Here is a 26,731-nt window from a genome sequence, read left to right as displayed (position 1 = left end):
AAAGTAATACATGACCAAAGTATCAATCGAAACACTGGCTCAAGAAATAAAGACACCAGTGCAAACACTTTTGCAACAGTTTGCTGATGCTGGTATGAAAAAAACCGCATCTGACACTGTGACACAAAAGGAAAAAGAAGCTTTGCTTGCGCATTTAAAACCTCAGCAAGGCCCAACAAAATTAACTTTGCAACGTAAAACACATTCAACACTTAATGTGTCTAGCGGTGGTGGTAAAAGTAAAGAAATCAAAGTTGAAGTTCGTAAAAAACGTACTATCGTTAAACAAGATCCAGCTGAGTTAGAAAAGGCACGTCTTGAAGCGGAACAAAAAGCCAAACAAGAAGCTGAATTAAAAGCGCGTAAAGAGGCCGAAGAAAAAGCAAAATTAGCGGCTGAAGAACAAAAGAAACGTGAAGAAGAAGCCAAAGCTGAAGCTGAAGCTAAAAAACGTATTCAGGAACAAAAAGTTAAAGCTGCTCAGGAACAAACTGTTGATCCAAAAGTCAAAAAAGCACAAGAAGAAAAAGCACGCTTAGAAGCTGAAGCAAATGAAATTAAGCGTAAAGCGGAAGAAGAAAACCGCCGAAAACTTGAAGAAGATGCTAAACGAATGGCAGAAGAAGCGCGTAAGCTTGCTGAACAATACAGCGACAGTGAAGAAACAGATAACAGTGACGATGACGATTATCATGTCACTACTTCTAAATATGCTCGTGCAGCTGAAGATGATACCGATCGTGAAGTTGAAGGTGGTCGTGGTCGTGGACGCGGTAACAAACAAACTAAACAGAAGAAATCGAGCAAGTTATCAGAAGGTAAAGCAGAGCGTGAAGAAGCACGTGCCGTTACTCGTGGTAGTCACAAGAAGAAAGGCAAAAGTTCTTTACAACAAAGCTTCACAAAACCAGTTCAAGCTATCAATCGCGATGTGGTTATTGGTGAAACCATCACCGTTGCTGAACTAGCTAATAAAATGGCAGTAAAAGGTTCAGAAGTGATTAAAACTATGATGAAAATGGGAGCCATGGCAACCATCAATCAGGTTATCGATCAAGAAACTGCGCAACTTGTTGCTGAAGAAATGGGACACAAAGTGGTACTTCGTCGTGAAAACGAACTTGAAGAATCATTAATGAGCGACCGTGATACCGGTGCGGAAAAAGTTTCACGTGCGCCAGTTGTGACTATCATGGGACACGTTGACCATGGTAAAACCTCATTACTTGACTATATTCGTAAAGCAAAAGTGGCGTCAGGCGAAGCAGGTGGTATTACTCAACACATCGGTGCTTATCACGTTAAAACAGCTAGCGGTGAAATCACTTTCTTAGATACTCCGGGCCATGCCGCATTTACCTCAATGCGTGCTCGTGGTGCTAAAGCAACCGATATCGTGGTTTTAGTGGTTGCTGCAGACGATGGTGTGATGCCACAAACCATCGAAGCGATTCAACATGCGAAAGCCGCAAATGTGCCAATTGTTGTTGCGGTAAACAAAATTGATAAACCAGAAGCCGATCCAGAACGTGTTAAAGGTGAACTTGCTCAATATGGCGTAATGTCAGAAGATTGGGGCGGTGATACTCAGTTCGTTCATGTTTCTGCGAAAGCGGGTACCGGGATTGACCAACTACTTGAAGCAATTTTATTACAAGCGGAAGTCCTTGAACTTACTGCTTATGAATCAGGTATGGCCAGTGGGGTAGTTATCGAATCCTTCCTAGATAAAGGACGTGGTCCGGTTGCGACTGTACTGGTTCAATCAGGTACCTTACGTAAAGGCGATATCGTACTGTGTGGATTTGAATATGGCCGTATTCGTGCAATGCGTAACGAATTAGGTAAAGAAGTGACCGAAGCTGGTCCTTCAATTCCGGTGGAAATTTTAGGTCTTTCTGGCGTACCGTCAGCAGGTGATGAAGCCACTGTTGTTCGAGATGAAAAGAAAGCCCGTGAGGTAGCCTTATATCGTCAAGGTAAATTCCGTGATGTTAAACTTGCCCGTCAACAGAAAGCAAAACTGGAAAACATGTTTACTAACATGACAGAAGGTGACGTATCTGAACTTAATATCGTTCTTAAAGCTGACGTACAAGGTTCGGTTGAAGCGATTTGTGATTCATTACTTAAACTGTCAACAGATGAAGTTAAAGTTAAAATCATCGGTTCAGGTGTAGGTGGTATTACCGAAACGGATGCATCACTTGCAGCCGCATCTAACGCAATCATTCTAGGTTTTAACGTTCGTGCCGATGCGTCAGCGCGTAAAGTTGTCGAAGCCGAGAACTTAGATCTCCGTTACTATTCGGTTATTTATGACCTAATTGACGAAGTGAAACAAGCCATGAGTGGTATGCTTGCTCCAGAATACAAGCAAGAAATTATTGGTCTTGCTGAAGTGCGTGATGTATTTAAATCACCTAAATTTGGCGCAATCGCTGGTTGTATGGTAACCGAAGGCGTGGTTAAACGTCATAACCCAATTCGTGTATTACGTGATAACGTGGTTATCTATGAAGGCGAACTTGAATCATTACGTCGCTTCAAAGATGACGTTAACGAAGTTCGTAACGGCATGGAGTGTGGTATTGGTGTTCGTAACTACAATGATGTTCGCGTTGGCGATACTATCGAAGTCTTTGAAACTGTCGAAATCAAGCGTACTATTTAATTAATTGGTTAATTAATTCGTTAATTAATAGGTTAACATGTGATAAGCAAGGTTTTTTAAGCCTTGCTTAAACATATTTTAAGGAAAATAGATATGGCAAAAGCATTTAATCGATCATCTCGCGTGGGACATGAATTACAAAAAGAGATTGCGATTATTTTACAGCGCGAAATCAAAGATCCACGTTTAGGCATGGTAACTGTTTCCGGTGTAGATATCTCACGTGATCTTTCCTACGCAAAAGTGTTTGTCACGTTTTTAAATGATGATGATCCGCAAGTTATCGAGCAAGGATTGAATGTCTTAAATGATGCAAAAGGGTATATTCGTACACTAATTGGTAAAGCAATGCGTCTACGAATTATTCCTGAAATTAAATTCTTCTATGATGAGTCGCTAGTTAAAGGTATGCAAATGTCGAGTTTAGTCTCAGATGTTATTAAACAAGACAACGAGCGTCATAAAGATTAATAACCAAAAACTGCTCAATGTTGTAAAAAAATGTTGAGGAAAATGATCCATTTCAGATTAAATATTAATGATGAATATAAAAAAAACTCGCCGTGATGTTCACGGCGTTTTGTTATTAGACAAACCTCAAGGCATGACATCAAACGATGCCTTACAAAAAGTGAAAAGATTATTCAATGCTAAAAAAGCAGGGCATACTGGTGCGCTTGATCCATTAGCAACCGGAATGTTGCCGATCTGTTTTGGTGAAGCGACTAAGTTTTCACAATACTTATTAGATTCTGATAAACGTTATCGCGTGATCGCTAAATTAGGTGAACGTACCGATACGTCTGATGCTGATGGCCAAGTAATCTGCACTAAACCGGTCAATATCACTCAGACACAAATCGATGAGGCCTTAAACCATTTTCGAGGTGATATTTTACAAGTGCCAACCATGTTTTCGGCTTTAAAATATCAAGGCAAACCACTTTATGAATATGCTCGTCAAGGTATTGTCATAGAACGAGAAGCCAGACCGATTACCGTTTACGAAAATCAGTTTATCCAATACGATTTTGCTAAACAGGAATTAACTTTAGAGATCCATTGCTCAAAAGGGACTTATATTCGAACCATTATCGATGATTTAGGTGAATTACTTGGCTGTGGTGCACATGTGATCTATTTGAGACGCTTGCAGGTATCAAATTATCCGATCGATAAAATGATTAGCCTAGATGACTTACAAAATATCGGTGAAAAAGAACCATTACTTATGCCTGTCGATAGCCCATTACAAGCGTGTCGAAAAGTGATATTAAGTGGAAACCAAGGGAAAGATATTTTATTAGGTAGAACCGTTACTGTTGAAAGCTCTGTACCCGTTGAAACATTAGTGAGAATTTATCAGGAACAACAATTTATTGGTGCAGGAACCCAACTCTTCAATAAATTATCGCCAAAAAGATTGATATCAATCTCCTAACTAATTGGTTATCTAATATAAAAAATAGACAATTATTTAATAAAGAATGTCTCGGTATCGATAATATGACATTGCGATATTGATGTTATATCTTGTTTGAGAATTTCACATAATAACTGTGCTGATTTACAACCCATTTGGTATAAAGGTTTATTGACTCTACTTAACCGATCTAACTCATTATATTGAAGATCATTGGAATAACTTATATAAGTAATTGAAAGCGGATGTAGCAGTTGCGATTGACTCTCTTTAGCTTGGTGTAATGCACCAAAAAGTGAGCGATAACTCGATATATAATTTTGTGCATGATAGCTATCGCAATCAAAACAAGATAGGCTACTATGATCCTCAAAAATAATCGCTGATGGTGGCCTATTGCTTTGTAGTAAAGTTTTAATGGCTTCTCGTCCATGTTCATAAGTTAGGCAGCCTTGAATGATATAATCAGTATCGATCGGCATATTGATGCGTTGCAATGCCTGTTGATAGCCTTGTAAAAAAAGTGAAGAGTTGGCATTTTTATCGCTATTAACAAAAATGGCGATTTTAGTATGCCCTTGCTCAATTAAGTGCTGAGTGGTTTGAAAACCAATGGTCAGATGATCGAAATGGACACACGAAAAGTTATTCTTAAAGTGATTAACAAATATGATAGGTGGTAATGATTTTTTATAATTATACAATTGGCTGAAGTAGGGTGCTTGATTGATGATTATAATACCAATAAAGCAATTTTGCTTAATATTTTGAATTAAATGATAAATATCATTTTTGGCATGATAAGAAAATTGCCAATAAAACCATTGAAATCCAGCTTCATATAAAACTTGTTCAATACCAAAATTGATTAGACTTTTAGAGATGAGCTGGTTATCAATAATTAAAATTTTATTGCTTTGATGAACTAATTGATAGTCTTTTAAATTTTTTGACATATCAACATTTAAAGCCTTCATTGCTTGGTAAACTAGAAGTTGAGTTTGTGGCGCGGTCAAGTTTGGTGTTCTTAATACTCTTGATACTGTAGCGATTGAAACCTTCGCCTTTTGGGCTATGACCGATAATGATGTTTTTGTCATAATCATCAATAAAATTAAATAATCGATAAAATTACTTTAGCGAGGATTATCGAAGTTGTAATTAACAAAAATTCAATTTTTCGAGCAAGATTCCAAATTTTAGAAAACATCTTTTTCGAAAATCTTTAACAATAAAGTGGTATAATTGCCACTAAATTTTTTAATTCGGGTTTATCATATGTCTGCATGGAATATCGCCATTGTTGGTGCGACAGGACAAGTGGGTTCTGCGCTAATTGAGTTATTAAATAACTCAAAAACTATTGAAATTGAAAATCTCTATTTAGTCGGTAGCGACAACAGCGCAGGTGAAGTTGTGCGCTTTGCGGGTAAAAATTTAACCGTGATTGATAGTCAACAAATGGATTGGAGTCAATGCCATTTTGCCTTTTTTGTTGCCGGCTGTAAAACCAGCGAAAAAAATGCTCAAACAGCCGCACAAGCAGGCTGTATAGTTATCGATGCTAGTGGCTTTTTTGCTGATCAAGATCATATTCCATTAATTGTGCCTAAAGTAAATAACAGTGTATTAACTGAATATCGCAATGAAAACATCATTGCTGTAGCTAGCCCAACGGTATCTCAACTATTGCGTTGTGTGGCATCATTAGCTGATATCCAGTTGCTGACTAATCTACATGTAAGTAGTTTTATTCCATCATCACTATATGGCAAACCAGGTATTGATGAACTTGCTGGGCAAAGTGCTCGGTTACTTAATGGTATGCCAGTTGATAATGAGCTGTTTGACAATCAATTGGCTTTTAATTTATTACCAATTTTTCATGAGTCTGATCACCGAAGTTTAGGTGAACATTCGCAAATTAACCAAATTCGTAAAGTGATAAGTAATTATGATTTACCAATCTCTATTGAATCAGTTATTGTGCCGGTATTTTACGGATTGGCTCAAGCGGTGAATGTTTCTAGCAGCTTACCAATTGAATTGGACATGGCCCGTTTTAGTGAATTTGGGGTAGAAGTGAAAAGTGAAGATTTACCAACCCCAGTAACCGAAGTAAACACCGAAGCTGAAAACAACTTAACCATTAAACTGGCTAATTTACGACACAGCTATGGCAATTATGAGCAAATTCAATTTTGGTCAGTGGCGGATAATATCCGTTACTTAGGTGGATTAATGTTAATCGAGACGCTTGAGATCTTAATTAATGACTACCTCTAAGATTGCATTAGGTATTGAGTATGATGGCAGTGGCTATTTTGGTTGGCAACGTCAACAGCATGTTGACTCTATCCAACAAAGATTAGAATCCGCCTTATCAGTGATCGCCAATGAAACCATAACGGTATTTTGCGCAGGAAGAACCGATGCCGGCGTCCATGCAACTGGGCAAGTTATCCATTTCGAAACCACCGCTCAGCGTGCGCAAGGCGCATGGACAATGGGAGTGAACTCTCATCTGCCGGATAATATTGCTGTGCGTTGGTCGAAAAGTGTGGATGACCGTTTTCATGCTAGATTTTGTGCAACAGCTCGACGTTATCGATATGTGATTTATAACCATCGTTATCGGCCGGCGATTTTAGCTAAAGGGGTATCACACTATTATCTGCCATTAAATGAAATTCTTATGCATCAAGCAGCGCAATATTTATTAGGTGAAAATGACTTTTCATCGTTTAGAGCAGCGCAGTGTCAATCACGGACACCTTGGCGTAATGTTCATCATATTGCAGTTACAAGACAGGGCGAATATGTTATTGTCGATATCAAAGCCAATGCCTTTGTTCACCATATGGTGCGTAATATCGTCGGGAGTTTGTTAGAGGTTGGTGCAGGCAATCAACCGCCGCAGTGGATCGATGAGCTATTAAAAGCTAAAGACCGTACTCAAGCGGCAGCAACAGCAAAACCAGAAGGTTTATATTTGGTTCAGGTGGATTATCCATTAGAATATCAAATTCCTAAACGTGCTTTAGGACCATTATTTATACAGTAAGCCAATTAGCTAATGATTAAATTAATTTAAATAAAAAGATGAATGCAATGAATACTGATGATTCAAATAAAGAACTGAAAAATCAAGACGCAAAAAAATCAAAAGTACAAAATATTAAATTGCCGCCTCACTCTATTGAGGCCGAGCAGGCTGTACTAGGTAGCCTAATGCTAGATAATCAGCGTTGGGATGTTGTTGCTGAAATGATTACTGACCGTGATTTTTATTCTCGTCATCATCAACTTATCTTTTCAGAAATGCATACCCTAATCAGTCGTGGTACGCCGATTGATTTGATCACACTTTCCGAAAGTTTAGAAAGTAAAGACTTACTAGTCGATGTCGGCGGATTTGCTTATTTAGCAGAGCTTTCCAAAAACACCCCTAGCGCCATTAATGTGGTGGCGTATACGGATATCATTCGTCAACAAGCGATATTGCGTGAACTGATTAGCGCTTCAAATGAAATTGCTGACAACTGTTACTCAACCGAAGGTCGAGATAGCACTGAAATTTTAGATTTGGCCGAAAGTAAAATTTTCCAAATTGCCGAAAGTCGTACTAAGCAAGGTGAAGGCCCGAAAAATATCACCGAGGTACTAGAAGCTACTGTGGCAAAAATTGAAGAGTTATTCCAACGCCCACATGATGGAGTCACAGGAGTATCAACCGGCTTTCTTGATTTAGATAAAAAAACCGCAGGTTTACAGCGTTCAGATTTAATTATCATTGCGGCTCGTCCATCAATGGGTAAAACAACTTTTGCGATGAATCTCTGCGAAAACGCAGCTATGATGCAAGAAAAACCAGTTCTTATCTTTAGTTTAGAGATGCCATCTGAACAGATTATGATGCGTATGTTAGCGTCGTTGTCCCGCGTTGACCAAACTCGTATTCGTACTGGTCAATTACAAGATGATGATTGGGCAAGAATATCGAGCACCATGGGCTTACTGCTTGAGAAGAAAAATATCTATATCGATGACTCATCCGGATTAACTCCTATGGAGTTACGTTCACGCGCAAGACGAATCTACCGTGAACATAAAGGTTTAAGTATGATCATGGTCGATTACTTACAGCTAATGCGTGTGCCAAATATATCAGAGAACCGAACACTTGAGATTGCAGAAATTTCACGTTCATTAAAAGCTTTAGCGAAAGAGTTACAAATCCCAGTCGTAGCTCTATCACAGCTTAACCGTAGCTTAGAGCAACGAGCTGATAAACGGCCGGTTAACTCAGACTTACGTGAATCAGGATCTATTGAACAAGATGCTGACGTGATTATGTTTATCTATCGTGATGAAGTTTATAACGAAGCGTCGGAACATAAAGGTATTGCTGAAATCATTTTAGGTAAACAGCGTAATGGTCCAATAGGCAAAGTACGCTTAAAATTCCAAGGTCAATTCTCACGGTTTGATAATTATGCTGATGCCGCTAAATATTTGGATGATGAATAGTTAAGCCATAATAACTAGTGTAAATGTAGAATAATGCGCAACATTTACACTAGCTCAATTAAAGCCTCACTTTATGATTAACATAGACTCGATAAAACTGAGCCATAACAAAGATAAACGCCTGTAAAATCACAATACAAGCACTGGTTGAGGCATCTAAATGAAAACTGATTAATGTACCGGTTACCGTCGAAAAAGCTGATACAATCACCGCAATAACTAACATCTTCTCAAAACGTTTGGTTAACAAAAATGCAGTAATACCTGGGGCGATTAGCATTGCAATAACTAAGATAACACCTGCCGCTTTTAGTGAGCCAACAATGGTTAACGCCAATATACTCAATAAACCATAATGTAATAATTTAACAGGCAAACCAACCACTTTCGCTTGCACAGCATCAAAACAGTACAACATCAGATCGCGTCGTTTAATAATAACTAAAATCGAAACAATGCTCGCAATGGCGATGATTTGTATTAATTCTTGATAACTTGTTCCTAATACGCTACCGAATAAAATATGGTTCAAATGCTGCGACGTTTCAACTTTAGAAAATAGTACTAAACCAAAGGCAAACATCCCAGAAAAGACAATTCCCATTACGGTATCCTCTTTTATTCGACTATTTTCCTTAATGTATCCGGTAGCGACGGAACAAAATAATCCAGAAGTAAACGCACCTATTATCAGTGGGATACCTGCCAAATAAGCGAGTACAATTCCTGGTAATACGGCGTGAGAAATAGCATCTCCCATCAATGACCAGCCTTTCAATACTAAAAAGCACGACAGCAGGGCACAAACAATCCCAGTAGCTAAAGCGGCCAAAATAGCACGTTGAACAAAAGGAATGGTTAGGGGATGATAAATAAGTTCCCATAATACGGTCATACAGCTCCCCCTCGTCTTGCTTGTCTAATTCGGCGTCGGTTGGAAAGCAAACCTTGTTTAGGTGCAAATAAGAAGGCGATTAGAAAGACTAATGTTTGTAGTGTCACTATCACGCCACCGGTTTCGCCATTTAAAAAGTAACTGATCCAAGCGCCAATAGCACTGGTTAGCGCGCCAATGATTACCGAAATAATTAACAACCGTGAAAACCTATCGGTAAGTAGGTAAGCGGTTGCGCCTGGGGTTACCACCATAGCAATAACTAAGATTGCCCCGACGGTTTGTAATGCTGCCACAGTACAGGCACTTAGAATGGTAAAAAATAGGATCTTTAACGCTAGTGGTCTTAAGCCGATGGAGCGTGCATGGGTTTCATCAAAAAATACCACTAACAGATCTTTCCAGAAAAAGAGAAGCAAAATAAACGAAACCAAAATAATGATTTGCACTTGCCACATATCACTATCATCAATCCCCAAAATGTTACCAAAAATAATGGTTTGAGCATTAATGGAGGTTGGGTTTAGTGAAATAATTAAAAGTCCAATAGCAAAAAAGGTTGAAAAGATAAAACCAATAATGGCATCTTCTTTTAAGCGAGTAAAAGCTCGTATAATCGTGATTGACAAGGCAGCTAACAATCCAGTAAAAAAAGCGCCGACCGAATAAGGCAAACCAAGTGCATAAGCGCCAGCCACACCCGGCACGACAGAGTGCGAAAGGGCATCGCCCATTAATGACCAACCTTTTAACATTAAAAATGCCGATAAAAATGCACATGCGGCACCAACAATACTACTTACCCAAATGGCTTTTAACATAAAGCCATAGGTAAATGGTTCAAGAAGTAGTTCCATTAGTGTTGCCCTTTAGTTTCAATAACCGTTGGTTCGACAAGTAAATCCTGATGAGCAGAATTATCACCACCTTCACCATAAAATACTGCGGCACGTTCATCATCGGTTAAAATTGACATCTTGCGAGGATCTTCATCTTGGTGCAATTGTTCGCCAGATAAACTCAAATAACGTAGTGCACCACCAAATGTTGTCATTAGATTTTGTGGTGTAAAAGTGGTTTTGGTTTCGCCAAAAGCTAACACTGTTTGGTTGATTAATACCACCTGATCACAAAATTCAGGCACACTACCTAAATTGTGGGTAGAAACTAAGATCAAATGACCTTCATCTCGCAGAGCTTTAAGCAGATCGATAATGGCATTTTCGGTTTTAACGTCAACGCCGGTAAATGGCTCATCTAACAACAAAACCTTACCTTGTTGAGCTAAAGCTCTTGCCAAAAAGACTCGCTTTTTTTGACCGCCAGAAAGTTGACCAATCTGTCGATGTTTAAAATCCAACATATTGACTCGGTCTAGTGCTAAATCGACCTGTCGCTTGTCTTCTTTACTTGGTATTCGCAAAAAAGACATATGACCATAACGACCCATCATTACCACATCCGATACCAAAACTGGAAAATCCCAATCGACCTCTTCGGTTTGCGGAACATAAGCAATAATATTTTGCTTTAATGCCTGTTTTACCGAAATATTATTAAATGTCACCTGACCTTTAGTTGGTTTTATCATTCCCATAATGCTTTTAAATAGTGTTGATTTTCCACTACCATTAACGCCAACTAGCGCACAGATTGTGCCACCATTTAACCGAAAACTAGCATTATGAATCGCAGTGTGACCATTATTATAAGTCACGGTAATATCATCAACATTTAAGCAAATTTGCGTCATTATTTTTCGAATCCTTTAGCAATTGTTTCAACCGTCACTTTTAATAAATCGATATAAGTTGGAACAGGACCATCTTTGGTAGAGAGTGAATCGACATAAAGTACTCCTCCATATTTAGCTCCGGTTTCTTTACTTACTTGCTTAGCAGGCTTATCGGAAATAGTGCTTTCACTAAATAACACAGGGATATTATTAGCTCGGACTAAATCAATAAGATTTTTAACTTGCTTAGGTGTACCTTGTTGCTCAGCATTAATTGGCCATAGATATGCTTCTTTAAGATTATAATCACGGGCTAAATAACTAAATGCTCCCTCACTAGTGACTAACCAGCGTTGTGATTCGGGAATCTTCGCTAAACGCTCACGTAGTGGGGCATCAAGAGCCTTAATTTTCGCCACATATTCTGCGGCATTCTTATTATAAATCTCAGCATTTTTCGGATCATATTTAACCAAAGCGGCACGAATATTTTCAATATAAGTCAAAGCAAGGGTTGGTGACATCCATGCATGTGGATTGGGATTACCTTTATAACTACCTTCTTGAATTGGCATCGGATCAATACCTTCTGTCACAACAACGGAAGGTACATCTTTGACATCTTCAAAAAAACGTTCAAACCACAGTTCTAAATTCAAACCATTCCACAACACCAAATCAGCAGAAAGGGCTTTAGTGATATCTTGTGGTGTAGGATCGTACTCATGAATTTCAGCACCTACTTTAGTAATTGATTCAACAATCGCGGCATCGCCAGCAACATTTTGAGCAATATCTTGAATAACGGTAAATGTGGTAACCACTTTAAATTTCTTCTCATCAGCCGATGCTGAGTTAGCTAAGCCGGTCAAAACTAACAGCGATGATAAAATCGCATTTAATAATGTTTTACGGCTTTTAAAAAAATTGAATTTCATTGATGGATCCTTATTGTATACTATCTGCTCGAACTCAATCGGGCACAGAAAATAAGCTATAGATAAAACGATCAGAAATGAGTGAAATCTCTTTTTTGATCACTCCCTAATACTTAAAAAATGCAAAATCATGTTTTAAATGTTAATGAGAATTATTATCATTAATAAAATAAAAGTCAAATTTTTTATTACTCAATATTAAATAAAAATACAAAAAAAGCGTAGATAGATACATCTATTAAAATGATAGTTAATGTCGTGTTAAAGGGGTGATAATTGGAAATTCCCACGCTGAATAAGCCAACGTGGGATGAATAGATAAAAATTTAAGCAAAATGATGAATTAAAAAGAGTAACGATATCCACCATTAACTTGTAATAAATCAAATTTATTACCCGGAGAACTTTCTAAATCCAAATAGATATTATGTTTTTGGTTGAAATTGGCGTTTATGCCAACACCATTATTCCACCAATTACCTTTGAATGAGTGGCTTTCTTTATGGTTATTTAGTTTATAGTAGGTATCGCCATCAAACTCTCTAACTATACCGGTTTTAGCATAAATATTGATATTATTTTCATCTGAATTAAATTCATAGCCCAAAAGTGTTGATGCTCGGCCAATTAATGAATTGTAATTACCTAATTTAACTTTAAGTCCATTCGATGCATTAATAGAATTACCATTTTGGTGACTATAAGAGAATTGCGTTTGTGGTTCAATATAAAAATCATTAATTTTGAATTTTTGACCTAATTCCATTGATAAGCCAAGCCCATTAGAGTGTCCTGTACCTTGAATGCGATTATTAGCGGTATCTTTAACTTTAAAGTGATTTTTTTGCCGATCATATTTGACTACACCGTCAATATAAAAACCACTGTTATCTAAATAAGTTGCATATATCCCGGTGTTAAATGAACGTAATGAACCATCACCATTTTTATAATCAGGATTGCCATAAGTTTGCCCGACAAAAGCCCCAATAACAAAAGGTGAATTTTCAGTTAGTTGTTTATCTGCACCAAATTGGAAACCATGGTAACTCATATCAAATTTGCTTAATTTACCGCCAGAAAACGAATCTAATTTACCAGTAAAACCTCGTAACCAAACATCCCCAAATTCACCACTAGTGCGCATATCACCTAAACGTTTTAAGAGGGTTTGAGTTTCAACATAATTCATTAAATAATTGGCATTAAGAAAACCAGCACTAGCCATAGCTGATGAAGTAATCGGCTTAGCAGTTAGCACATAATCTTTCCCATCTTTATCTAAACTATACTGATAACCACCAAGCTCAACATCATGATTAGTTTTAAATTCAGCGGTATTTGTCGCATTGTCATCGATTTCAACTAGAGTTAACTTTTCATTACCAGTAGTTTGCGCAGAACCATTATTGATTAAGTTTATCGTATGGGTGCCTTCTGCTGAAACAGTTCGATTAGTGTCAGATGATTTTGAGATAATAATTTTATCACTTTGTTGTGAAGCAATATCTGTACGTAAATTAAAGGTTGAAGCCCCTTTTAAATTCTCAATTACTAGCTCACCAAAGTTATTACTTCTGGTAAAATTAGTGAAGGTTATATCTCCTTGCCCTGATAGTTCAGTAATATAAGAGTAATCGCCGACAATTTCCCAAGAAGAGCCTTTGGCCAGATTCATTCTTATAATTCCGGTGGTATCTTGACCAGGGTAGTCGGGATCATCTGGATCACCAAATGCTGAAACCTCACCGATAATTTTAGAGCCAGCAGCTAAATCTAAAATAACTGTACCACCAAGTTGTGTAAATATATCACCATTTATTATCGATTTATTATTTATTTTTACTATTCCCTCATCAACAACAATAATATCACCGTTAATAAATGACTCACCATTTAATATTAAATTTCCTTCTGATACATAAATAGCTCCGGAATCATAAATATCCTCAGGATCATCAACATTTAAGATTGTTTTCCCATTAATGATAACTGTTGCATTTTTATCGTGTAAAAAAATTGCATCAATGTTTTCACCTTTTACATTAATTTTGAGGTCACCATCAAAAACTGTAGATGACTGAGGTCCTATACCATTAAAAGCTCTAAGCCCATCAATACTTATATCACTTTGGATATTATGAATATAGTCTCTTGATATGTTTATTGTGACATTTTTTTTGAAAATTGTATTGCTGCCAGAAGATATATTTATGCCTGTTAAAACATCGGATCCTAAATATTCAAAACTATGTGTAGTTGGAATATTGACTTCATCAGTAAAAGTTTGGCTGCCTTGTAAATTTAGTGCGTTAACTGCTAGAGGGGTAGCAAGGGATAATCCTACAAGTACTCTTTTCTTCATTGATTTATTCCTTCCTTCTTTCCTTAGTTAATCAAAAAGTCTAACATATAAACACTAACCGCTCAAAAAGTATTCGCTAACATTATTATAATTAATGACTGTTAAAAAATTTATATAGATATTTATATAGATACTTATATAGATACTTATATGAACAGTTAGGCAATTGTTGTTTATGTTGGATAAAGGTATATGATGAGAGGTAATCAATGACATTGTTAGAGATATCTATAATTTGACAACTTAAATAGGTAGGATTAATTATGAAACTACGTAAAGTGATGGTTATTGGGGTAGGTAATGTTGGTTCAACCACTGCTTATACATTGGTAAATCGTGGTTTTTGTGAAGAGATCGCACTGGTGGACCTTAACAAAGATCTAGCTTACGGCCATGCGCAAGATTTACTTGATGCCGCAGCTTATCGACAAAACATGATAAAGGTCAGCTTGCGCGAATCAACGGACTGTGCTGATATTGATATTGCGATTATTACTGTTACTTCGGGATTGGCACAGAAAAGTAGGGCAGAAGAATTGGCCGGTACCTCTAAAATCATGGAGAGCATTGTTCCCAACATGATGAAAAGCGGATTCAAAGGAATATTTTTAATCGCCACAAACCCATGTGATGCCATTACTTACCAAGTCTGGAAATTATCCGGTCTACCTCGTCATCGGGTTATTGGTACTGGTGTCTGGTTGGATACTGTTCGTCTACGTCGATTGCTCGGTGAGCAAATGGACATTGGTCCACAGAGTATTGATGCATTTATTGTTGGCGAACATGGTGATTCGCAATTCCCTGTTTGGTCTCACTCCTCAGTTTACGGTATCAATCTTAACGATTTAGAAAGCAAAAAAATTGATTTCAATGACATTGGGCTAAAAGCCAAAAACAAAGGCTTCGAAATCGTCAAATATAAACATTGCACCGAATACGGCATAGCCAGTACTATTACTGAAATCTGCCAACATATCTTCACCAACAGCCACCGAGCTTTAGCACTAAGCTGTGTGTTAGATGGCGAATATGGTTATAAAAACGTCGCCATTGGTGTTCCTGCAATCCTTGATCAACATGGTATTAAAAAAGTCATTGAACTCGACTTTAGCGATAACGAAAAAGAACTATTTACAAACAGTATTAATATTGTGAAGGGTTATATTGAACATATTAATATCTGATTTACCTAACTAATTATTATTATCGGGCGTTTTCAAACTTATTATTGCTAATTGATTTCGCCCAATTTCATTTAAATTTTAATCATTTAATTAAGCTTTCATGTGGAAGATTAACAATGCGATTTAGATTTTTTATCATTGTTAGTTGACGTCTGCCATTTAAAATCTAATAAATTTGCTTAGATTGAACAATTGCAATAGCTAAATTCTTGTCATTTAACTCTTGTTGTTTCTGGCTTAATTTTATTGCCTCAATAAAATCAGCTAATGTAATCAGATAGTGCTCACTTTGCTATTTTTCAATCAATAGTGGCATAGTTTCTAAAAAAATCAGACTCTGGACTGACTTATGTATACGCTTTATCAAAAAAAGTTCAATTAACGCTAGAGTCTTTTGATAATCTTTTTCTGTATTAATTGGTGTAACTGTTTCTATAGTATTTCCAAAAAATATGAGAAAAAGGTATTTTTAACTCTTAAATTGTCATTTCAACACTTTTAATCTTGCTTAATCGTTTTAAGCACATTATACCATTTTTTAAATTCGGATGAATTGAAAAAACCTGGATCACCGTTTTCAAGATAAAATGCTAATTCTTTATAAGTTTTTAGATTTTCTGAAATAGGATAACAAACTAAGTAATCATCAAACGCCACAATATCTTCAGCATAGGCAAATTGTTGTTTAGTGAGTTTAGTTAGATAGCCGTTTAAATTAAATTCTGTACAATTAGGGTATTGTTGTTTGCGTTGAAATTGGTTATCGCTAAATTGATAAGTGATATTGGTGTTAGATTCTGCATGGTAAACATTATCGACCACCTCAATCATATAATTTAGCGCATAATGAGCTGCGATATGCACATTAAATAAATTGTCGAAAACTAAAGCAGAATAGTTAAATATATGATCTTCATGACCGGTATGTGCCGAAAGTATCAACTCGTCTAAATACTCACCATCTTGATTAAATGCATTGAGTAAATATAAGTCCTCATAAAAACCTTCACCTAAACTATCAAAAGTAAAATGGTAAAGAACAAATCGAGTATTCTCGATGGTAAAACGACCAACAGCGGTTAAATCTTGCAAAGTAAAGTAGGATTGCTCAGCAACGACAGGCTTATCATAGTAGCTAAAATCATCATCAGCAAAATGAAAAAATTGGCTATCTACATATTGTCCTTTAGCTAGATTATGGGTATCAAAAGGCATATTTAAAACAGGCAAACTTTGATAGAAATCGTTAAAGTTTTCGAAATGCTGACGCTGATTATATTGCATTGGGTTGCTATTGGGTTCAGCATAAGAATAAAAATTGAGCAATAAGCTAAAGCCTAAAAGTAGTGTAAATTTTTTCATCTTATTTGCCATTAAAAATCATCAGCGGGATATTGTACGCCGATTTGTTTCCTTATTTCAGTTAACATGAATGACGATAATAAAGTATGTTTCAAACCTTTATGATCAATTTTTCGTTGTTGATATAGCTTGGCAAACTCAAGAGCCTCGTAATACATCTCATTGTCTTGTTGTTGGATACTAATAATTTGTTTCTCACCTTGGCGAGGATAATAGGTGACTTGTTCACATACCGACAGATGATCAATAACCAACGCACCCTCTTCGCCTTGAATTTCGCTAGGAATATAAGAATTGGTTACCTTTGAATGCCAAATGCTCACATCAAAATCCTCATAATTACAAAGCACACTACCATGCGCATCAACACCAGACGCCAATAAGCTCGATGTGGCATAAAACCGATTTGGTTTTCCCCACAAGCCAAGTCCAAAATTGAGTGGGTATACCCCAATATCCATTAAAGAGCCATTCGAAAACTCTGGATTAAATGTATTGGGATTATGGCCATTTAAATAACTCTCATAACGAGACGAATATTGGCAGTAATTCAATAGCGCTTTACGCAACTTACCTAATTTAGGTAGATAATTTTTGATTAATTCATAATTGGGTACATAAAAAGTTTTTAGCGCTTCGAACATAATGCATTGATTTTGTTTAGCTATCTCAATCAACGCCTGAGTTTGTTGATAATTCGAAGTTAACGGTTTTTCGCAAATTACATCTTTACCGTGTTCTAGCATTAATTTAGTTTGTGAAAAGTGCAACGAATTTGGGCTGGCAATATAAACGACATCGACATTTTGATTACTCGCTAACTGCGTTAAATCATCAAATACCATCTTTGCCCGATATTTATCAGCAAATACTTGAGCTTTAGTTAGATCTCGCGAATATACCGCAACCAGTTGATATTGTTTTGATTTCAATGCGGCATCGATAAACTTTTCTGTTATCCAATTGGTGCCAATTATTGCAAGTTTAATCATTGTTCACCTTTTGTTTAAATTTGCATTGATTAAAGGGTAGTTCATAAAATCAGTAATTAAACGTTACTAAAATAGTAAGGAGTATAGCAAAACCGATTAACTTGAAAAGTGATAATCTTTCAAACATTTTATCAATCTTTTTGTTTCTATTTTCACCACTTTTAAACGCTATATTCAGGATTAAATAAATTTTTATGAAAAAAAACAATTCAGTAGTTACTAAACTTAATGGTTATTGGCCTTTTGGTTATATTTATTATATTGTAAATTATTTTTGTTAGTTATAATGTTAACTTGAAATATTATAGATAAAATATAATATTTCTAACAAAATTGTTTTTAATAAAAGGAAGTAATACATGAAAAAGCTACTCATTTCGCTAATGTCAGTCGTTTTATTATCCGGTTGTAAAGTAGAACTAGCCCCAACTGTTAATTTAAGCGACATAAATAGTGATACAGCGAAAACCATCCAATCAAAATTAATTGTTGAAGTAACCTCTTGTACTGATTATAAAGATTCTCGCAATGAATCATCTAGCTTAATTGAAGCGAAAAAAGGGATTACCGACGTATTTAGTGATGCCAAATATGTTGAATGTTATAGAGAGAATATGGACTCAAAAGCATTATTTGAAATTCCTATAACTGTCGGAGGAAAAGAGTTTACCGGTGATATCCAATTAGCTAATGCTGATTTTGGTGGTGGCTTAGTGATAAAAATGTCTCCAAGCTTAAAAACTAAAATCGATAAAGCTAGCAAGACCGGTATGTCTAAAATACAATCATCTGTGACGTTAAAATTAAAAAATGATACTAGCTCAAATGTTGAAATTGTTGCACATTCAGTTTACCTAAATGACAAACCAGTAACCATATCGACTTACACATTATTAGCAGGAAAAGAGAATACATTTAAATTATCCGATGTCTCAGTATCATCTGCATTTGATAAAGGTGTATCAATCATTTATGAAGATTTAGATAATAGAATGAAGCTAGAAAAATAAAAACTAACATCTAATAAAATAATAATAAAACCCTCGTATGAGGGTTTTGTATTCTTTCAATGCTAAGCAAATAAATTTAGCAAACTCACTAATATCTAAACTAAATCAATATATAATTGCTTTTTGAACAAGTATGATATTCAAATAGATATCACGCTATATCTCTATATATGGATAAATTGACTTTAACAAAATCAAGTAAAAATTCCGTTTCTTAAATATCCTCAATAGCATCATCTCAAAAAGTCGATGTCTCTTTTGCAATAGCATAAGCAAAAAAAGCATATGGTTTATTACATCTGTTAATTAGTCCTTTACGAAAGTTAACAAATAGACGAAGAAAATAGGTTGCGGGGATTTTTTTACATCTTTATACTATCCTAATATTTTAAAAGAGGTTAGCGGCTATAGTTTAGCCGCCCAAAGTCATAAAATGTAAATTAAACATAAAGTTATTTGACAGGATCGTCGAAATGAATTATAATTTAAAACACCCAACACCCAACACCCAACCTGGACAACCTATAATTTAAATTCGGCTAAGTTAAGCGCCCAACTTTTATTTTTTGCTCTAATCTATCTTTTGTCGAAATTGCACGGAATTTTGCAATTTTTTGCGCGGCGATTTTTATATCGCTCCCTTTTTTCCCGGCAAATCCTTTTAAGATCAATTTTTTGTTTGTTGTTAATAACTACCTATTCAAGTCATGCGTTAACGGCAAGCACTTCAAGTGTCATTAATGGCCGAGCGCCATATTTGACCTTCGACGGTGGTCGTACTCAAGCGAAAAACACTAAAGGTCTGCTTGAGATATCCTTTTCTAATGGAGATAAATTTACCCCCGAAACCAATAGTTCAAGTTTAGACGATCCTCTTACGTTACCTGAAGTTGGTCAGAGTTTTGCGGATATCAATATGTTAATACCAACAAACACTGATTCTATTGACTTAAGTTTAATTATTGGCCCACCTTTTAATTTTTGGGGTGATGATGATGGTGATGGTCAGGGTATTAATGGTATCTCCGCTACTGGCAGTTTAAATTTATCCATTGTTGATAGAAATGGTCAAGCAGTTACTCGCAACACGGTGCTAGAGCCCTGTAAAGCACCTTATAAATTAACATTATCTAATAGTGAAGGTTCATTAAAAACACGTTATGGTGTGCCTAATGAAAGTGGTTTTCGTAAGAGTGTTGCAATTTATTATATTAATCCTAAGACAAAGGCTGAGGTTTGTTATGTTAGACCTGATATGTTTTTTAAGTCAACTGTATATGAAGGTTCTCCCATGTGGGATCGTTTTAATGGTTTTTTTCCGCAGTCATTTACGCCGTCCTCTTATGAATTAAATTTTCCTACAACGGGTGCTAATAATTTTTATTTTGATTTAGATATAAGTGGTGCTCTTTACCCTTTAAAGTGGGAGGCGATTTCAGCAAATGGTGTTATTAAGGCGACGATGACCAATTCAACAAGGAGGGGGGTTCGAGTCACATTAACTGGCCCATCCGTGAAAGAATCACAATGGAGTTTAGATAACCCAGTAAATATTCCTAAACCTTCTTTGCCTCAGGTATTTGAATTAGTAGGTCGTGACGAAAATAATAATGAAGTCCTCAAGTATGGTTTTGTGTTAAAGCAATGGTTCGTGAATGGAGGTACTACAAGGTACAATTATTCTAAAATACCATCTTTGTGTAATAGTATTGGTTACCGGATGCCTGAGATTAAGGATTTAACTAATGCTAATTTTAACAATTTGGGCGCCACACCATCTTCATCCGTTAATCAGCTCCAGCGTCATATTGGTGCAGGGTTCTTCACGGAATGGGGCGCCCTCGCCAAATACAGTGATACTGGCTTTGTCGAATATGGTTATTATTATACAGTAACAAATGGTCAACAGTATACCGTTCATTGGAATGGTAGGGTGGGTGAAAGAAATTCCGGCGTCTTCGACTTCAGCATGGTTTGTGCCTATCCTTAACGTTTATTTCTTAGTCCTAGGGTAAAGGAATCGAGGATAGGAAAAATAGAGTTAGTTATCTATAGAATAATTGCCTGGATAGGCTACACTAATTCGTACAACTTTTTAAGGGATAAGATAAACTACTCTAAAAAAGGAAATTACGATGAAAATAAAACGACGAGAAAGACGAACCTATACAGATGATTTTAAACAGCAGATGGTAACGCTCTATCAACAAGGTAAAACTCGCAGTGAATTAGTTTTACAGTATGAGTTAACGCCATCAGCATTAGATAGATGGCTAACACAATACTCCACAACAGGTTCATTCAAAACTAAAGATAATCGAAGTACTGAAGATAATGAGTTACTCGCCCTGCGCAAGGAGAATAAAAGGTTATTGATGGAAAAAGATATCCTAAAGCAAGCTGCACTGATAATGGCACGAAAATCGCAGTGATACAATCAAATCGACATCGCCATTCATTGAGTTGGTTGTGTCGATGTTTAGGTGTATCAAGGCATTACTTTTATTATCAGTGCAAAACGCGCCTTGAGAAAAAAGTTTTAAAGTATGCACAAGAGATTCAAGCTATTTTTAATCGTAGTTATCAATCTTATGGTACGAGACGGATACGAAAAGTGTTGTCAAATCAAGGTATAATCGTATCGCGACGTTATGTGGCTAAAGTCATGAAAGCATTATCATTGAAATCAAAATATACCGTAAAACGTTATAAAAACCATTCTAAAGAAGTTAATTCAGTTTTGATTGCCAATCATATTACAGCAAAATTTTACAGTGGACATAAAAGCAAATGTTATTGTCGCTGATTTGACTTATATAAAAGTGGGGCAAAAATGGAATTATCTGTGTGTATTACTCGAACTCTCAGCACGAAAGATAGCCGGATTCAGTGTTGGACAACACAAAACAGCAGAGCTTGTTATGCAAGCATTAAGCCAAATTAAAGCACCATTATCCTCAATCGCACTATTTCATTTAGACCGAGGAAAAGAGTTTGATAATCAATTACTCGATAGTTGTTTTGAGGTATTTGCTATCACTCGCTCATTGAGCCATAAAGGATGTCCTTACGATAATGCCGTTGCTGAAGCGACTTTTAAGACAATTAAAACTGAATTTGTCAAAAATGAGATATTCACCAATACTAATGAACTACGACAACGTTTTTCTGCTTATGCATATTGGTACAACAACAATCGGCTGCATTCATCATTAGGTTATTTGACGCCGATGGCATTTAATAAACAGTTACCCCTTAATTTTGTTGTATGAAAAAGGGTGGACATTCCAGCCTTTAAAAAAACGATGGTTTAACGAAGTGGGCGATAAAAAGCGATTTTCAAACGTTAGCATGAACCATCCGCTCTAATTGGGCGGATCTATTTTTGAGGTATGTTTTTTGGGGGTAACAATAGGTGAGGGAAGTGTTTTTTGGGGCAAAGTTTATCATTTTGTATATTAAATTATTAAAACTGCATTGAGACTAATAATTAAACAAAACACTTAAAAGGTTTAGGAAACATTTTTTACATTTCAAAATCCGATATAAAAATTCAGAATATCGAGTATAAATGTATAAAACGACTATTTTTACCTAAAACAAAACTTTTTATCGTCAATACGCTTAAGTTTATAAGGATAGGTAGAGAGTGTATTTTTTAGTTAGAATAACTTTTAGGCGATGCGATTTTAGCGCCTTTAGTGATCCTCTTTACGAAAGTTAACAAATAGACGAAGAAAATAGGTTGCGGGGATTTTTTACATCTTTATACTATTCTAATATTTTAAAGGAAGTTAGAGGCTATAGTTTAGTCGCCCAGAGTCATAAAATGTAAATTAAACATAAAGTTATTTGACAGGATCGTCGAAATGGATTATAATTTAAAACACCCAACACCCAACCTGGACAACCTATAATTTAAATTCGGCTAAGTTAAGCGTCCAACTTTTATTTTTTGCTCTAATCTATCTTTTGTCGAAATTGCACGGAATTTTGCAATTTTTTGCGCGGCGATTTTTATATCGCTTCCTTTTTTCCCGGCGAATCCTTTTAAGATCAATTTTTTGTTTGTTGTTAATAACTTCCTATTCTAGCCTTGCCTTAACCTCTAAAACTATGAATATAATTAATGGCAATGCGCCTTATTTAACCTTCGATGGAGGTCGTACCCAAGCGAAAAACACCAATGGTCTGCTCGAGATATCTCTTTCTGATGGTAGCTCATTTACTCCCTCATCCCCTAATTCAAAAAACAATCCTATCGTTTTACCTGTTGCTGGTCAGAGTTTTGCGGATATCGATATGTTGGTACCAACGAACACAGATTCTATTGCATTAAGTTCACTTATTGGTCCTCCTTATAATTATTGGGGGGATGATGATGGTGATGGTCAAGGGATTGATGGTATTACTGCTACCGGTAGTTTAAGCTTATCCATTGTTGATAGAGATAATCAGCCAGTTGCTCGCAACACGAAGTTAGAGATATGTAAAGGACCTTATCAATTAACCTTATCTAATACTAGTGGTTCATTAAAAACACGTTATGGTGTGCCTAATGAAAGTCGTTTTAGTGCGAGTAATGTCACTTATTATATTAATCCTAAGTCAGTACCAGAGATTTGTTTTGTTAGACCTATCATGAGTGCTAATTTTTCAAAAGGTAAATATGCAGGTCCAGCTTCCATATGGGACCCTCGTAATGGTTTTCTTCCCCAGTCAGTTACGCCATCGTCTTATGGTTTAAATTTCCCTACAACGGGAGCTAATAATTTATATTTTGATTTAGATATAGGTGGTGTAGCTCAGCCTTTAATGTGGAAGGCGGTTTCAGCTAATGGTGATATTAAGGTAACGATGACCAATTCAAAACGGGATAGTGTTCGGATCACATTAACTGGTCCAGTCGCAAAAGACTCGCAATGGAGTTTAGATAACCCGGGTAATATAGATAAACCATCTTTGCCTCAGGTAATTGAGTTAGTCGGTCTTGACAGTAATAATAATGAAGTCCTTAAGTATGGTTTTGTGTTAAAGCATTGGTTCGTAAATCGCGGTAATAGAGTGTACACTTATGCTAGTATGTCATCTTGGTGTACTAATATTGGTTATCGTTTGTCTAAAATTAAAGATTTAACTAATGCTAATTATAATAATTTAGGTGCTACACCTTCGTCATCGGGCAATCATTTTCAGCGTACCATTGGAGCCGGGTTCTTCTCAGAGTGGCCCATTCCCGCTTCTTACGAGGGAGCCAACTTTATCAACTATTACTATTGGACAAGTGATCCAACGAATTTTATCGTTGTAGCGCATACAGGTGAAGTGCAGAATCTGGGATCTCAAAGCTACGGAGTTTGCGTCTATCCTTAGCGCTTATTTCTTAGTCCTAGGGTAATGTTGCTGTGGATAGGAAAAATAGAGTTAGTTAGCTATAGAATAATTGCTTCTAAAAGACAATGGATTAACGAAGTGGACGATAAAAAACGCTTTTCAAGCGTTAGCATGAACCATCCGCTCTAATTGGGCGGATATGTTTGAGGTATGTTTTTTTGGGGGTAACAATAGGCGAGGGAAGTGGTTTTTTGGGCAAAGTTTATCATTTTGTATATTAAATTATTAAAACTGCATTGAGACTAATAATTAAACAAAACACTTAAAAGGTTTAGGAATCATTTTTTACAGTTCAAAATCCGATATGAAAATTTAAAATATCGAGTATAAATGTATAAAACGACTATTTTTACCTAAAACAAAACTTTTTATCGTCAATACGCTTAAGTTTATAAGGATAGGTAACGAGTGTATTCTTTAGTTAAAATAACTTTTAGGCGATGCGATTTTAGCGCCTTTAGTGATCCTCTTTACGAAAGTTAACAAATAGACAAAGAAAATAGGTTGCGGGGATTTTTTTACATCTTTATACTATCCTAATATTTTAAAAGAGGTTAGTGGCTATAGTTTAGCCGCCCAAAGTCATAAAATGTAAATTAAACATAAAGTTATTTGACAGGATCGTCGAAATGGATCATATCATTCTAATACCTAACATGGACAACCTATAATTTAATTTTGGCTAAGTTAAGTTCCCAACCTTTATTTTTCACTCCAATTTATTTTTTATTAAAATTTTGCGGAATCGTGCGAGTTTTATCGCGATCATTAGATCGTTGCGTTTTATTCCAGCAGATCTTTTTAGGATTATTGTTCGGTTTATTGTTAATAACTTCCTATTCTAGCCTTGCTTTAACCTCTAAAACTATGAATATAATTAATGGCAATGCGCCTTATTTAACCTTCGATGGAGGTCGTACCCAAGCGAAAAACACCAAAGGTTTGCTCAATATATCCCTTTCTGATGGTAGCTCATTTACTCCCTCATCCCCTAATTCAAAAAACAATCCTATCGTTTTACCTGTTGCTGGTCAGAGTTTTGCGGATATTGATATGTTAGTGCCAACGAACACAGATTCTATTGCATTAAGTTCACTTATTGGTCCTCCTTATAATTATTGGGGGGATGATGATGGTGATGGTCAAGGGATTGATGGTATTACTGCTACCGGTAGTTTAAGCTTATCCATTGTTGATAGAGATAATCAGCCAGTTGCTCGCAACACGAAGTTAGAGATATGTAAAGCACCTTATCAATTAACCTTATCTACTACTAGTGGTTCATTAAAAACACGTTATGGTGTGCCTAATGAAAGTCGTTTTAGTGCGAGTAATGTCACTTATTATATTAATCCTAAGCCAGTACCAGAGATTTGTTTTGTTAGACCTATCATGGGTGCTAATTTTTCAAAAGGTAAATATGCAGGTCCAGCTTCCATATGGGACCCTGGTTATGGTTTTCTTCCCCAGTCAGTTACGCCATCGTCTTACGGTTTAAATTTCCCTACAACGGGAGCTAATAATTTATATTTTGATTTAAATATAGGCGGTGTAGCTCAGCCTTTAACGTGGAAGGCGATTTCAGCTAATGGTGATATTAAGGTAACGATGACCAATTCAAAACGGGATAATGTTCGGATCACATTAACTGGTCCAGTCGCAAAAGACTCGCAATGGAGTTTAGATAACCCGGGTAATATAGATAAACCATCTTTGCCTCAGGTAATTGAGTTAGTCGGTCTTGACAGTAATAATAATGAAGTCCTTAAGTATGGTTTTGTGTTAAAGCATTGGTTCGTAAATCGCGGTAATAGAATGTACACTTATGCTAGTATGTCATCTTGGTGTACTAATATTGGTTACCGTTTGTCTACGATTAAAGATTTAACTAATGCTAATTATAATAATTTAGGTGCTACACCTTCATCATTGGGCAATCATCTTCAGCGTACCATTGGAGCCGGGTTCTTCTCAGAGTGGCCCACTCCCGCTTCTTACAAGAGTGGCAACTTCGTCAACTATTACTATTGGGCGAGTGATCCAACGAATTTGCGCGTTGTAGCGCATACAGGTCAAGTGTCGAAGTTTTCGGTGAATAACGGAAGCTTTCACGGGGTTTGCGTCTATCCTTAGCGCTTATTTCTTAGTCCTTGGGTAAAGTTGCTGAGGATAGGAAAAGTCGAGTTAGTTAGCTATAGAATAATTGTCTTTAAAAGATAATGGCAT

General features: G+C 36.2%; 22 protein-coding genes. 14 read left to right on the top strand and 8 right to left on the bottom strand.

The features are described from left to right. Nucleotides 1-10 precede the first annotated feature (10 nt). The 3 genes from infB to truB all read left to right on the top strand — a co-directional run bounded on the left by infB (nucleotide 11) and on the right by truB (nucleotide 4,115). Nucleotides 11-2,674, top strand: coding sequence for a translation initiation factor IF-2 (gene infB / locus DKK79_RS09840; protein WP_110423914.1), 2,664 nt, complete (start codon nucleotides 11-13; stop codon nucleotides 2,672-2,674). Between the two features lie 93 nt (nucleotides 2,675-2,767). Continuing rightward, entirely contained in the window at nucleotides 2,768-3,145 is a 378-nt protein-coding gene (rbfA, locus tag DKK79_RS09835; protein WP_034882735.1) for a 30S ribosome-binding factor RbfA, read from the top strand. A gap of 67 nt (nucleotides 3,146-3,212) precedes the next feature. Next, nucleotides 3,213-4,115 (top strand): tRNA pseudouridine(55) synthase TruB, encoded by a 903-nt coding sequence (truB, locus tag DKK79_RS09830; RefSeq protein ID WP_110423913.1) that lies wholly within the window; start codon nucleotides 3,213-3,215, stop codon nucleotides 4,113-4,115. A gap of 32 nt (nucleotides 4,116-4,147) precedes the next feature. Here the strand turns inward: truB and DKK79_RS09825 are convergent, their stop codons facing one another. Next, on the bottom strand, nucleotides 4,148-5,197 hold the full coding sequence (locus DKK79_RS09825; protein WP_034882738.1) for a LacI family DNA-binding transcriptional regulator: 1,050 nt from the start codon (nucleotides 5,195-5,197) through the stop codon (nucleotides 4,148-4,150). 178 nt (nucleotides 5,198-5,375) lie between these two features. On the opposite strand from DKK79_RS09825, the gene DKK79_RS09820 reads away from it, so the two are divergent. From DKK79_RS09820 to dnaB, 3 genes are read left to right on the top strand one after another with little or no spacing between them, the layout of a single operon-like run. After that, on the top strand, nucleotides 5,376-6,383 hold the full coding sequence (locus DKK79_RS09820; RefSeq protein ID WP_110423911.1) for an aspartate-semialdehyde dehydrogenase: 1,008 nt from the start codon (nucleotides 5,376-5,378) through the stop codon (nucleotides 6,381-6,383). Further along, nucleotides 6,370-7,161, top strand: coding sequence for a tRNA pseudouridine(38-40) synthase TruA (gene truA / locus DKK79_RS09815; RefSeq protein ID WP_110423910.1), 792 nt, complete (start codon nucleotides 6,370-6,372; stop codon nucleotides 7,159-7,161). Before DKK79_RS09820 ends, truA begins: the two co-directional genes overlap by 14 nt. A 47-nt stretch (nucleotides 7,162-7,208) precedes the next feature. After that, nucleotides 7,209-8,627, top strand: coding sequence for a replicative DNA helicase (dnaB, locus tag DKK79_RS09810; protein WP_110423909.1), 1,419 nt, complete (start codon nucleotides 7,209-7,211; stop codon nucleotides 8,625-8,627). A gap of 58 nt (nucleotides 8,628-8,685) precedes the next feature. Here the strand turns inward: dnaB and DKK79_RS09805 are convergent, their stop codons facing one another. The 5 genes from DKK79_RS09805 to DKK79_RS09785 all read right to left on the bottom strand — a co-directional run bounded on the left by DKK79_RS09805 (nucleotide 8,686) and on the right by DKK79_RS09785 (nucleotide 14,560). Further along, the gene (locus DKK79_RS09805) at nucleotides 8,686-9,522 is read right to left on the bottom strand and encodes a metal ABC transporter permease (protein WP_110423908.1); all 837 of its coding nucleotides are present in this window, start codon (nucleotides 9,520-9,522) and stop codon (nucleotides 8,686-8,688) included. Beyond that, entirely contained in the window at nucleotides 9,519-10,379 is an 861-nt protein-coding gene (locus DKK79_RS09800) for a metal ABC transporter permease (protein ID WP_110423907.1), read from the bottom strand. Before DKK79_RS09800 ends, DKK79_RS09805 begins: the two co-directional genes overlap by 4 nt. After that, nucleotides 10,379-11,275, bottom strand: coding sequence for a manganese/iron ABC transporter ATP-binding protein (locus DKK79_RS09795; RefSeq protein WP_110423906.1), 897 nt, complete (start codon nucleotides 11,273-11,275; stop codon nucleotides 10,379-10,381). Before DKK79_RS09795 ends, DKK79_RS09800 begins: the two co-directional genes overlap by 1 nt. Next, nucleotides 11,275-12,195 carry a metal ABC transporter substrate-binding protein gene (locus DKK79_RS09790; protein ID WP_110423905.1) on the bottom strand — a complete coding sequence of 307 codons (921 nt, stop codon included), beginning with the start codon at nucleotides 12,193-12,195 and terminating at the stop codon, nucleotides 11,275-11,277. The genes DKK79_RS09795 and DKK79_RS09790 overlap by 1 nt, the downstream gene beginning before the upstream one ends. 343 nt (nucleotides 12,196-12,538) lie before the next feature. Next, nucleotides 12,539-14,560, bottom strand: a complete 2,022-nt coding sequence (locus DKK79_RS09785) for an autotransporter outer membrane beta-barrel domain-containing protein (RefSeq protein ID WP_110423904.1) — start codon at nucleotides 14,558-14,560, stop codon at nucleotides 12,539-12,541. 263 nt (nucleotides 14,561-14,823) lie between these two features. On the opposite strand from DKK79_RS09785, the gene DKK79_RS09780 reads away from it, so the two are divergent. After that, the gene (locus DKK79_RS09780; RefSeq protein WP_034882743.1) at nucleotides 14,824-15,747 is read left to right on the top strand and encodes an L-lactate dehydrogenase; all 924 of its coding nucleotides are present in this window, start codon (nucleotides 14,824-14,826) and stop codon (nucleotides 15,745-15,747) included. A 498-nt stretch (nucleotides 15,748-16,245) separates the two neighbouring features. Here the strand turns inward: DKK79_RS09780 and DKK79_RS09775 are convergent, their stop codons facing one another. Further along, nucleotides 16,246-17,109 (bottom strand): hypothetical protein, encoded by an 864-nt coding sequence (locus DKK79_RS09775; RefSeq protein WP_146212018.1) that lies wholly within the window; start codon nucleotides 17,107-17,109, stop codon nucleotides 16,246-16,248. An 11-nt stretch (nucleotides 17,110-17,120) separates the two neighbouring features. Next, nucleotides 17,121-18,101: a Gfo/Idh/MocA family protein gene (locus DKK79_RS09770; protein ID WP_034882746.1), complete on the bottom strand. Its 981-nt coding sequence runs from the start codon at nucleotides 18,099-18,101 to the stop codon at nucleotides 17,121-17,123. A 359-nt stretch (nucleotides 18,102-18,460) separates the two neighbouring features. On the opposite strand from DKK79_RS09770, the gene DKK79_RS09765 reads away from it, so the two are divergent. From DKK79_RS09765 to DKK79_RS09735, 7 genes are all read left to right on the top strand, one after another. Beyond that, the gene (locus DKK79_RS09765) at nucleotides 18,461-19,111 is read left to right on the top strand and encodes a DUF7424 family protein (protein WP_110423902.1); all 651 of its coding nucleotides are present in this window, start codon (nucleotides 18,461-18,463) and stop codon (nucleotides 19,109-19,111) included. 679 nt (nucleotides 19,112-19,790) lie between these two features. Continuing rightward, nucleotides 19,791-21,101 carry a hypothetical protein gene (locus DKK79_RS09760; protein ID WP_110423901.1) on the top strand — a complete coding sequence of 437 codons (1,311 nt, stop codon included), beginning with the start codon at nucleotides 19,791-19,793 and terminating at the stop codon, nucleotides 21,099-21,101. A gap of 145 nt (nucleotides 21,102-21,246) precedes the next feature. Further along, entirely contained in the window at nucleotides 21,247-21,543 is a 297-nt protein-coding gene (locus tag DKK79_RS09755; protein WP_110423900.1) for a transposase, read from the top strand. Next, nucleotides 21,540-21,917: an IS3 family transposase gene (locus tag DKK79_RS09750; RefSeq protein WP_181415291.1), complete on the top strand. Its 378-nt coding sequence runs from the start codon at nucleotides 21,540-21,542 to the stop codon at nucleotides 21,915-21,917. Before DKK79_RS09755 ends, DKK79_RS09750 begins: the two co-directional genes overlap by 4 nt. Beyond that, nucleotides 21,886-22,383, top strand: coding sequence for an integrase core domain-containing protein (locus DKK79_RS09745; protein ID WP_181415290.1), 498 nt, complete (start codon nucleotides 21,886-21,888; stop codon nucleotides 22,381-22,383). Before DKK79_RS09750 ends, DKK79_RS09745 begins: the two co-directional genes overlap by 32 nt. Before the next feature lie 844 nt (nucleotides 22,384-23,227). Beyond that, nucleotides 23,228-24,484, top strand: coding sequence for a hypothetical protein (locus tag DKK79_RS09740; protein WP_110423897.1), 1,257 nt, complete (start codon nucleotides 23,228-23,230; stop codon nucleotides 24,482-24,484). Nucleotides 24,485-25,372: 888 nt separating this feature from the next. After that, nucleotides 25,373-26,638: a hypothetical protein gene (locus DKK79_RS09735; protein WP_146212017.1), complete on the top strand. Its 1,266-nt coding sequence runs from the start codon at nucleotides 25,373-25,375 to the stop codon at nucleotides 26,636-26,638. Nucleotides 26,639-26,731: the final 93 nt, after the last annotated feature.

This window comes from Gilliamella apicola (assembly GCF_003202915.1).
GTDB classification, from domain to species: Bacteria; Pseudomonadota; Gammaproteobacteria; order Enterobacterales; family Orbaceae; genus Gilliamella; species Gilliamella apicola_Q.
This window is presented reverse-complemented; position numbering and strand designations above follow the sequence as displayed.

Coding starts and splice junctions, on each gene's coding strand:
- infB (WP_110423914.1), top strand. CDS start 11: ATGACCAAAGTATCAATCGAAACACTGGCTCAAGAAATAAAGACACCA.
- rbfA (WP_034882735.1), top strand. CDS start 2,768: ATGGCAAAAGCATTTAATCGATCATCTCGCGTGGGACATGAATTACAA.
- truB (WP_110423913.1), top strand. CDS start 3,213: ATGATGAATATAAAAAAAACTCGCCGTGATGTTCACGGCGTTTTGTTA.
- DKK79_RS09825 (WP_034882738.1), bottom strand. CDS start 5,197: ATGACAAAAACATCATTATCGGTCATAGCCCAAAAGGCGAAGGTTTCA.
- DKK79_RS09820 (WP_110423911.1), top strand. CDS start 5,376: ATGTCTGCATGGAATATCGCCATTGTTGGTGCGACAGGACAAGTGGGT.
- truA (WP_110423910.1), top strand. CDS start 6,370: ATGACTACCTCTAAGATTGCATTAGGTATTGAGTATGATGGCAGTGGC.
- dnaB (WP_110423909.1), top strand. CDS start 7,209: ATGAATACTGATGATTCAAATAAAGAACTGAAAAATCAAGACGCAAAA.
- DKK79_RS09805 (WP_110423908.1), bottom strand. CDS start 9,522: ATGACCGTATTATGGGAACTTATTTATCATCCCCTAACCATTCCTTTT.
- DKK79_RS09800 (WP_110423907.1), bottom strand. CDS start 10,379: ATGGAACTACTTCTTGAACCATTTACCTATGGCTTTATGTTAAAAGCC.
- DKK79_RS09795 (WP_110423906.1), bottom strand. CDS start 11,275: ATGACGCAAATTTGCTTAAATGTTGATGATATTACCGTGACTTATAAT.
- DKK79_RS09790 (WP_110423905.1), bottom strand. CDS start 12,195: ATGAAATTCAATTTTTTTAAAAGCCGTAAAACATTATTAAATGCGATT.
- DKK79_RS09785 (WP_110423904.1), bottom strand. CDS start 14,560: ATGAAGAAAAGAGTACTTGTAGGATTATCCCTTGCTACCCCTCTAGCA.
- DKK79_RS09780 (WP_034882743.1), top strand. CDS start 14,824: ATGAAACTACGTAAAGTGATGGTTATTGGGGTAGGTAATGTTGGTTCA.
- DKK79_RS09775 (WP_146212018.1), bottom strand. CDS start 17,109: ATGAAAAAATTTACACTACTTTTAGGCTTTAGCTTATTGCTCAATTTT.
- DKK79_RS09770 (WP_034882746.1), bottom strand. CDS start 18,101: ATGATTAAACTTGCAATAATTGGCACCAATTGGATAACAGAAAAGTTT.
- DKK79_RS09765 (WP_110423902.1), top strand. CDS start 18,461: ATGAAAAAGCTACTCATTTCGCTAATGTCAGTCGTTTTATTATCCGGT.
- DKK79_RS09755 (WP_110423900.1), top strand. CDS start 21,247: ATGAAAATAAAACGACGAGAAAGACGAACCTATACAGATGATTTTAAA.
- DKK79_RS09740 (WP_110423897.1), top strand. CDS start 23,228: ATGAATATAATTAATGGCAATGCGCCTTATTTAACCTTCGATGGAGGT.
- DKK79_RS09735 (WP_146212017.1), top strand. CDS start 25,373: ATGAATATAATTAATGGCAATGCGCCTTATTTAACCTTCGATGGAGGT.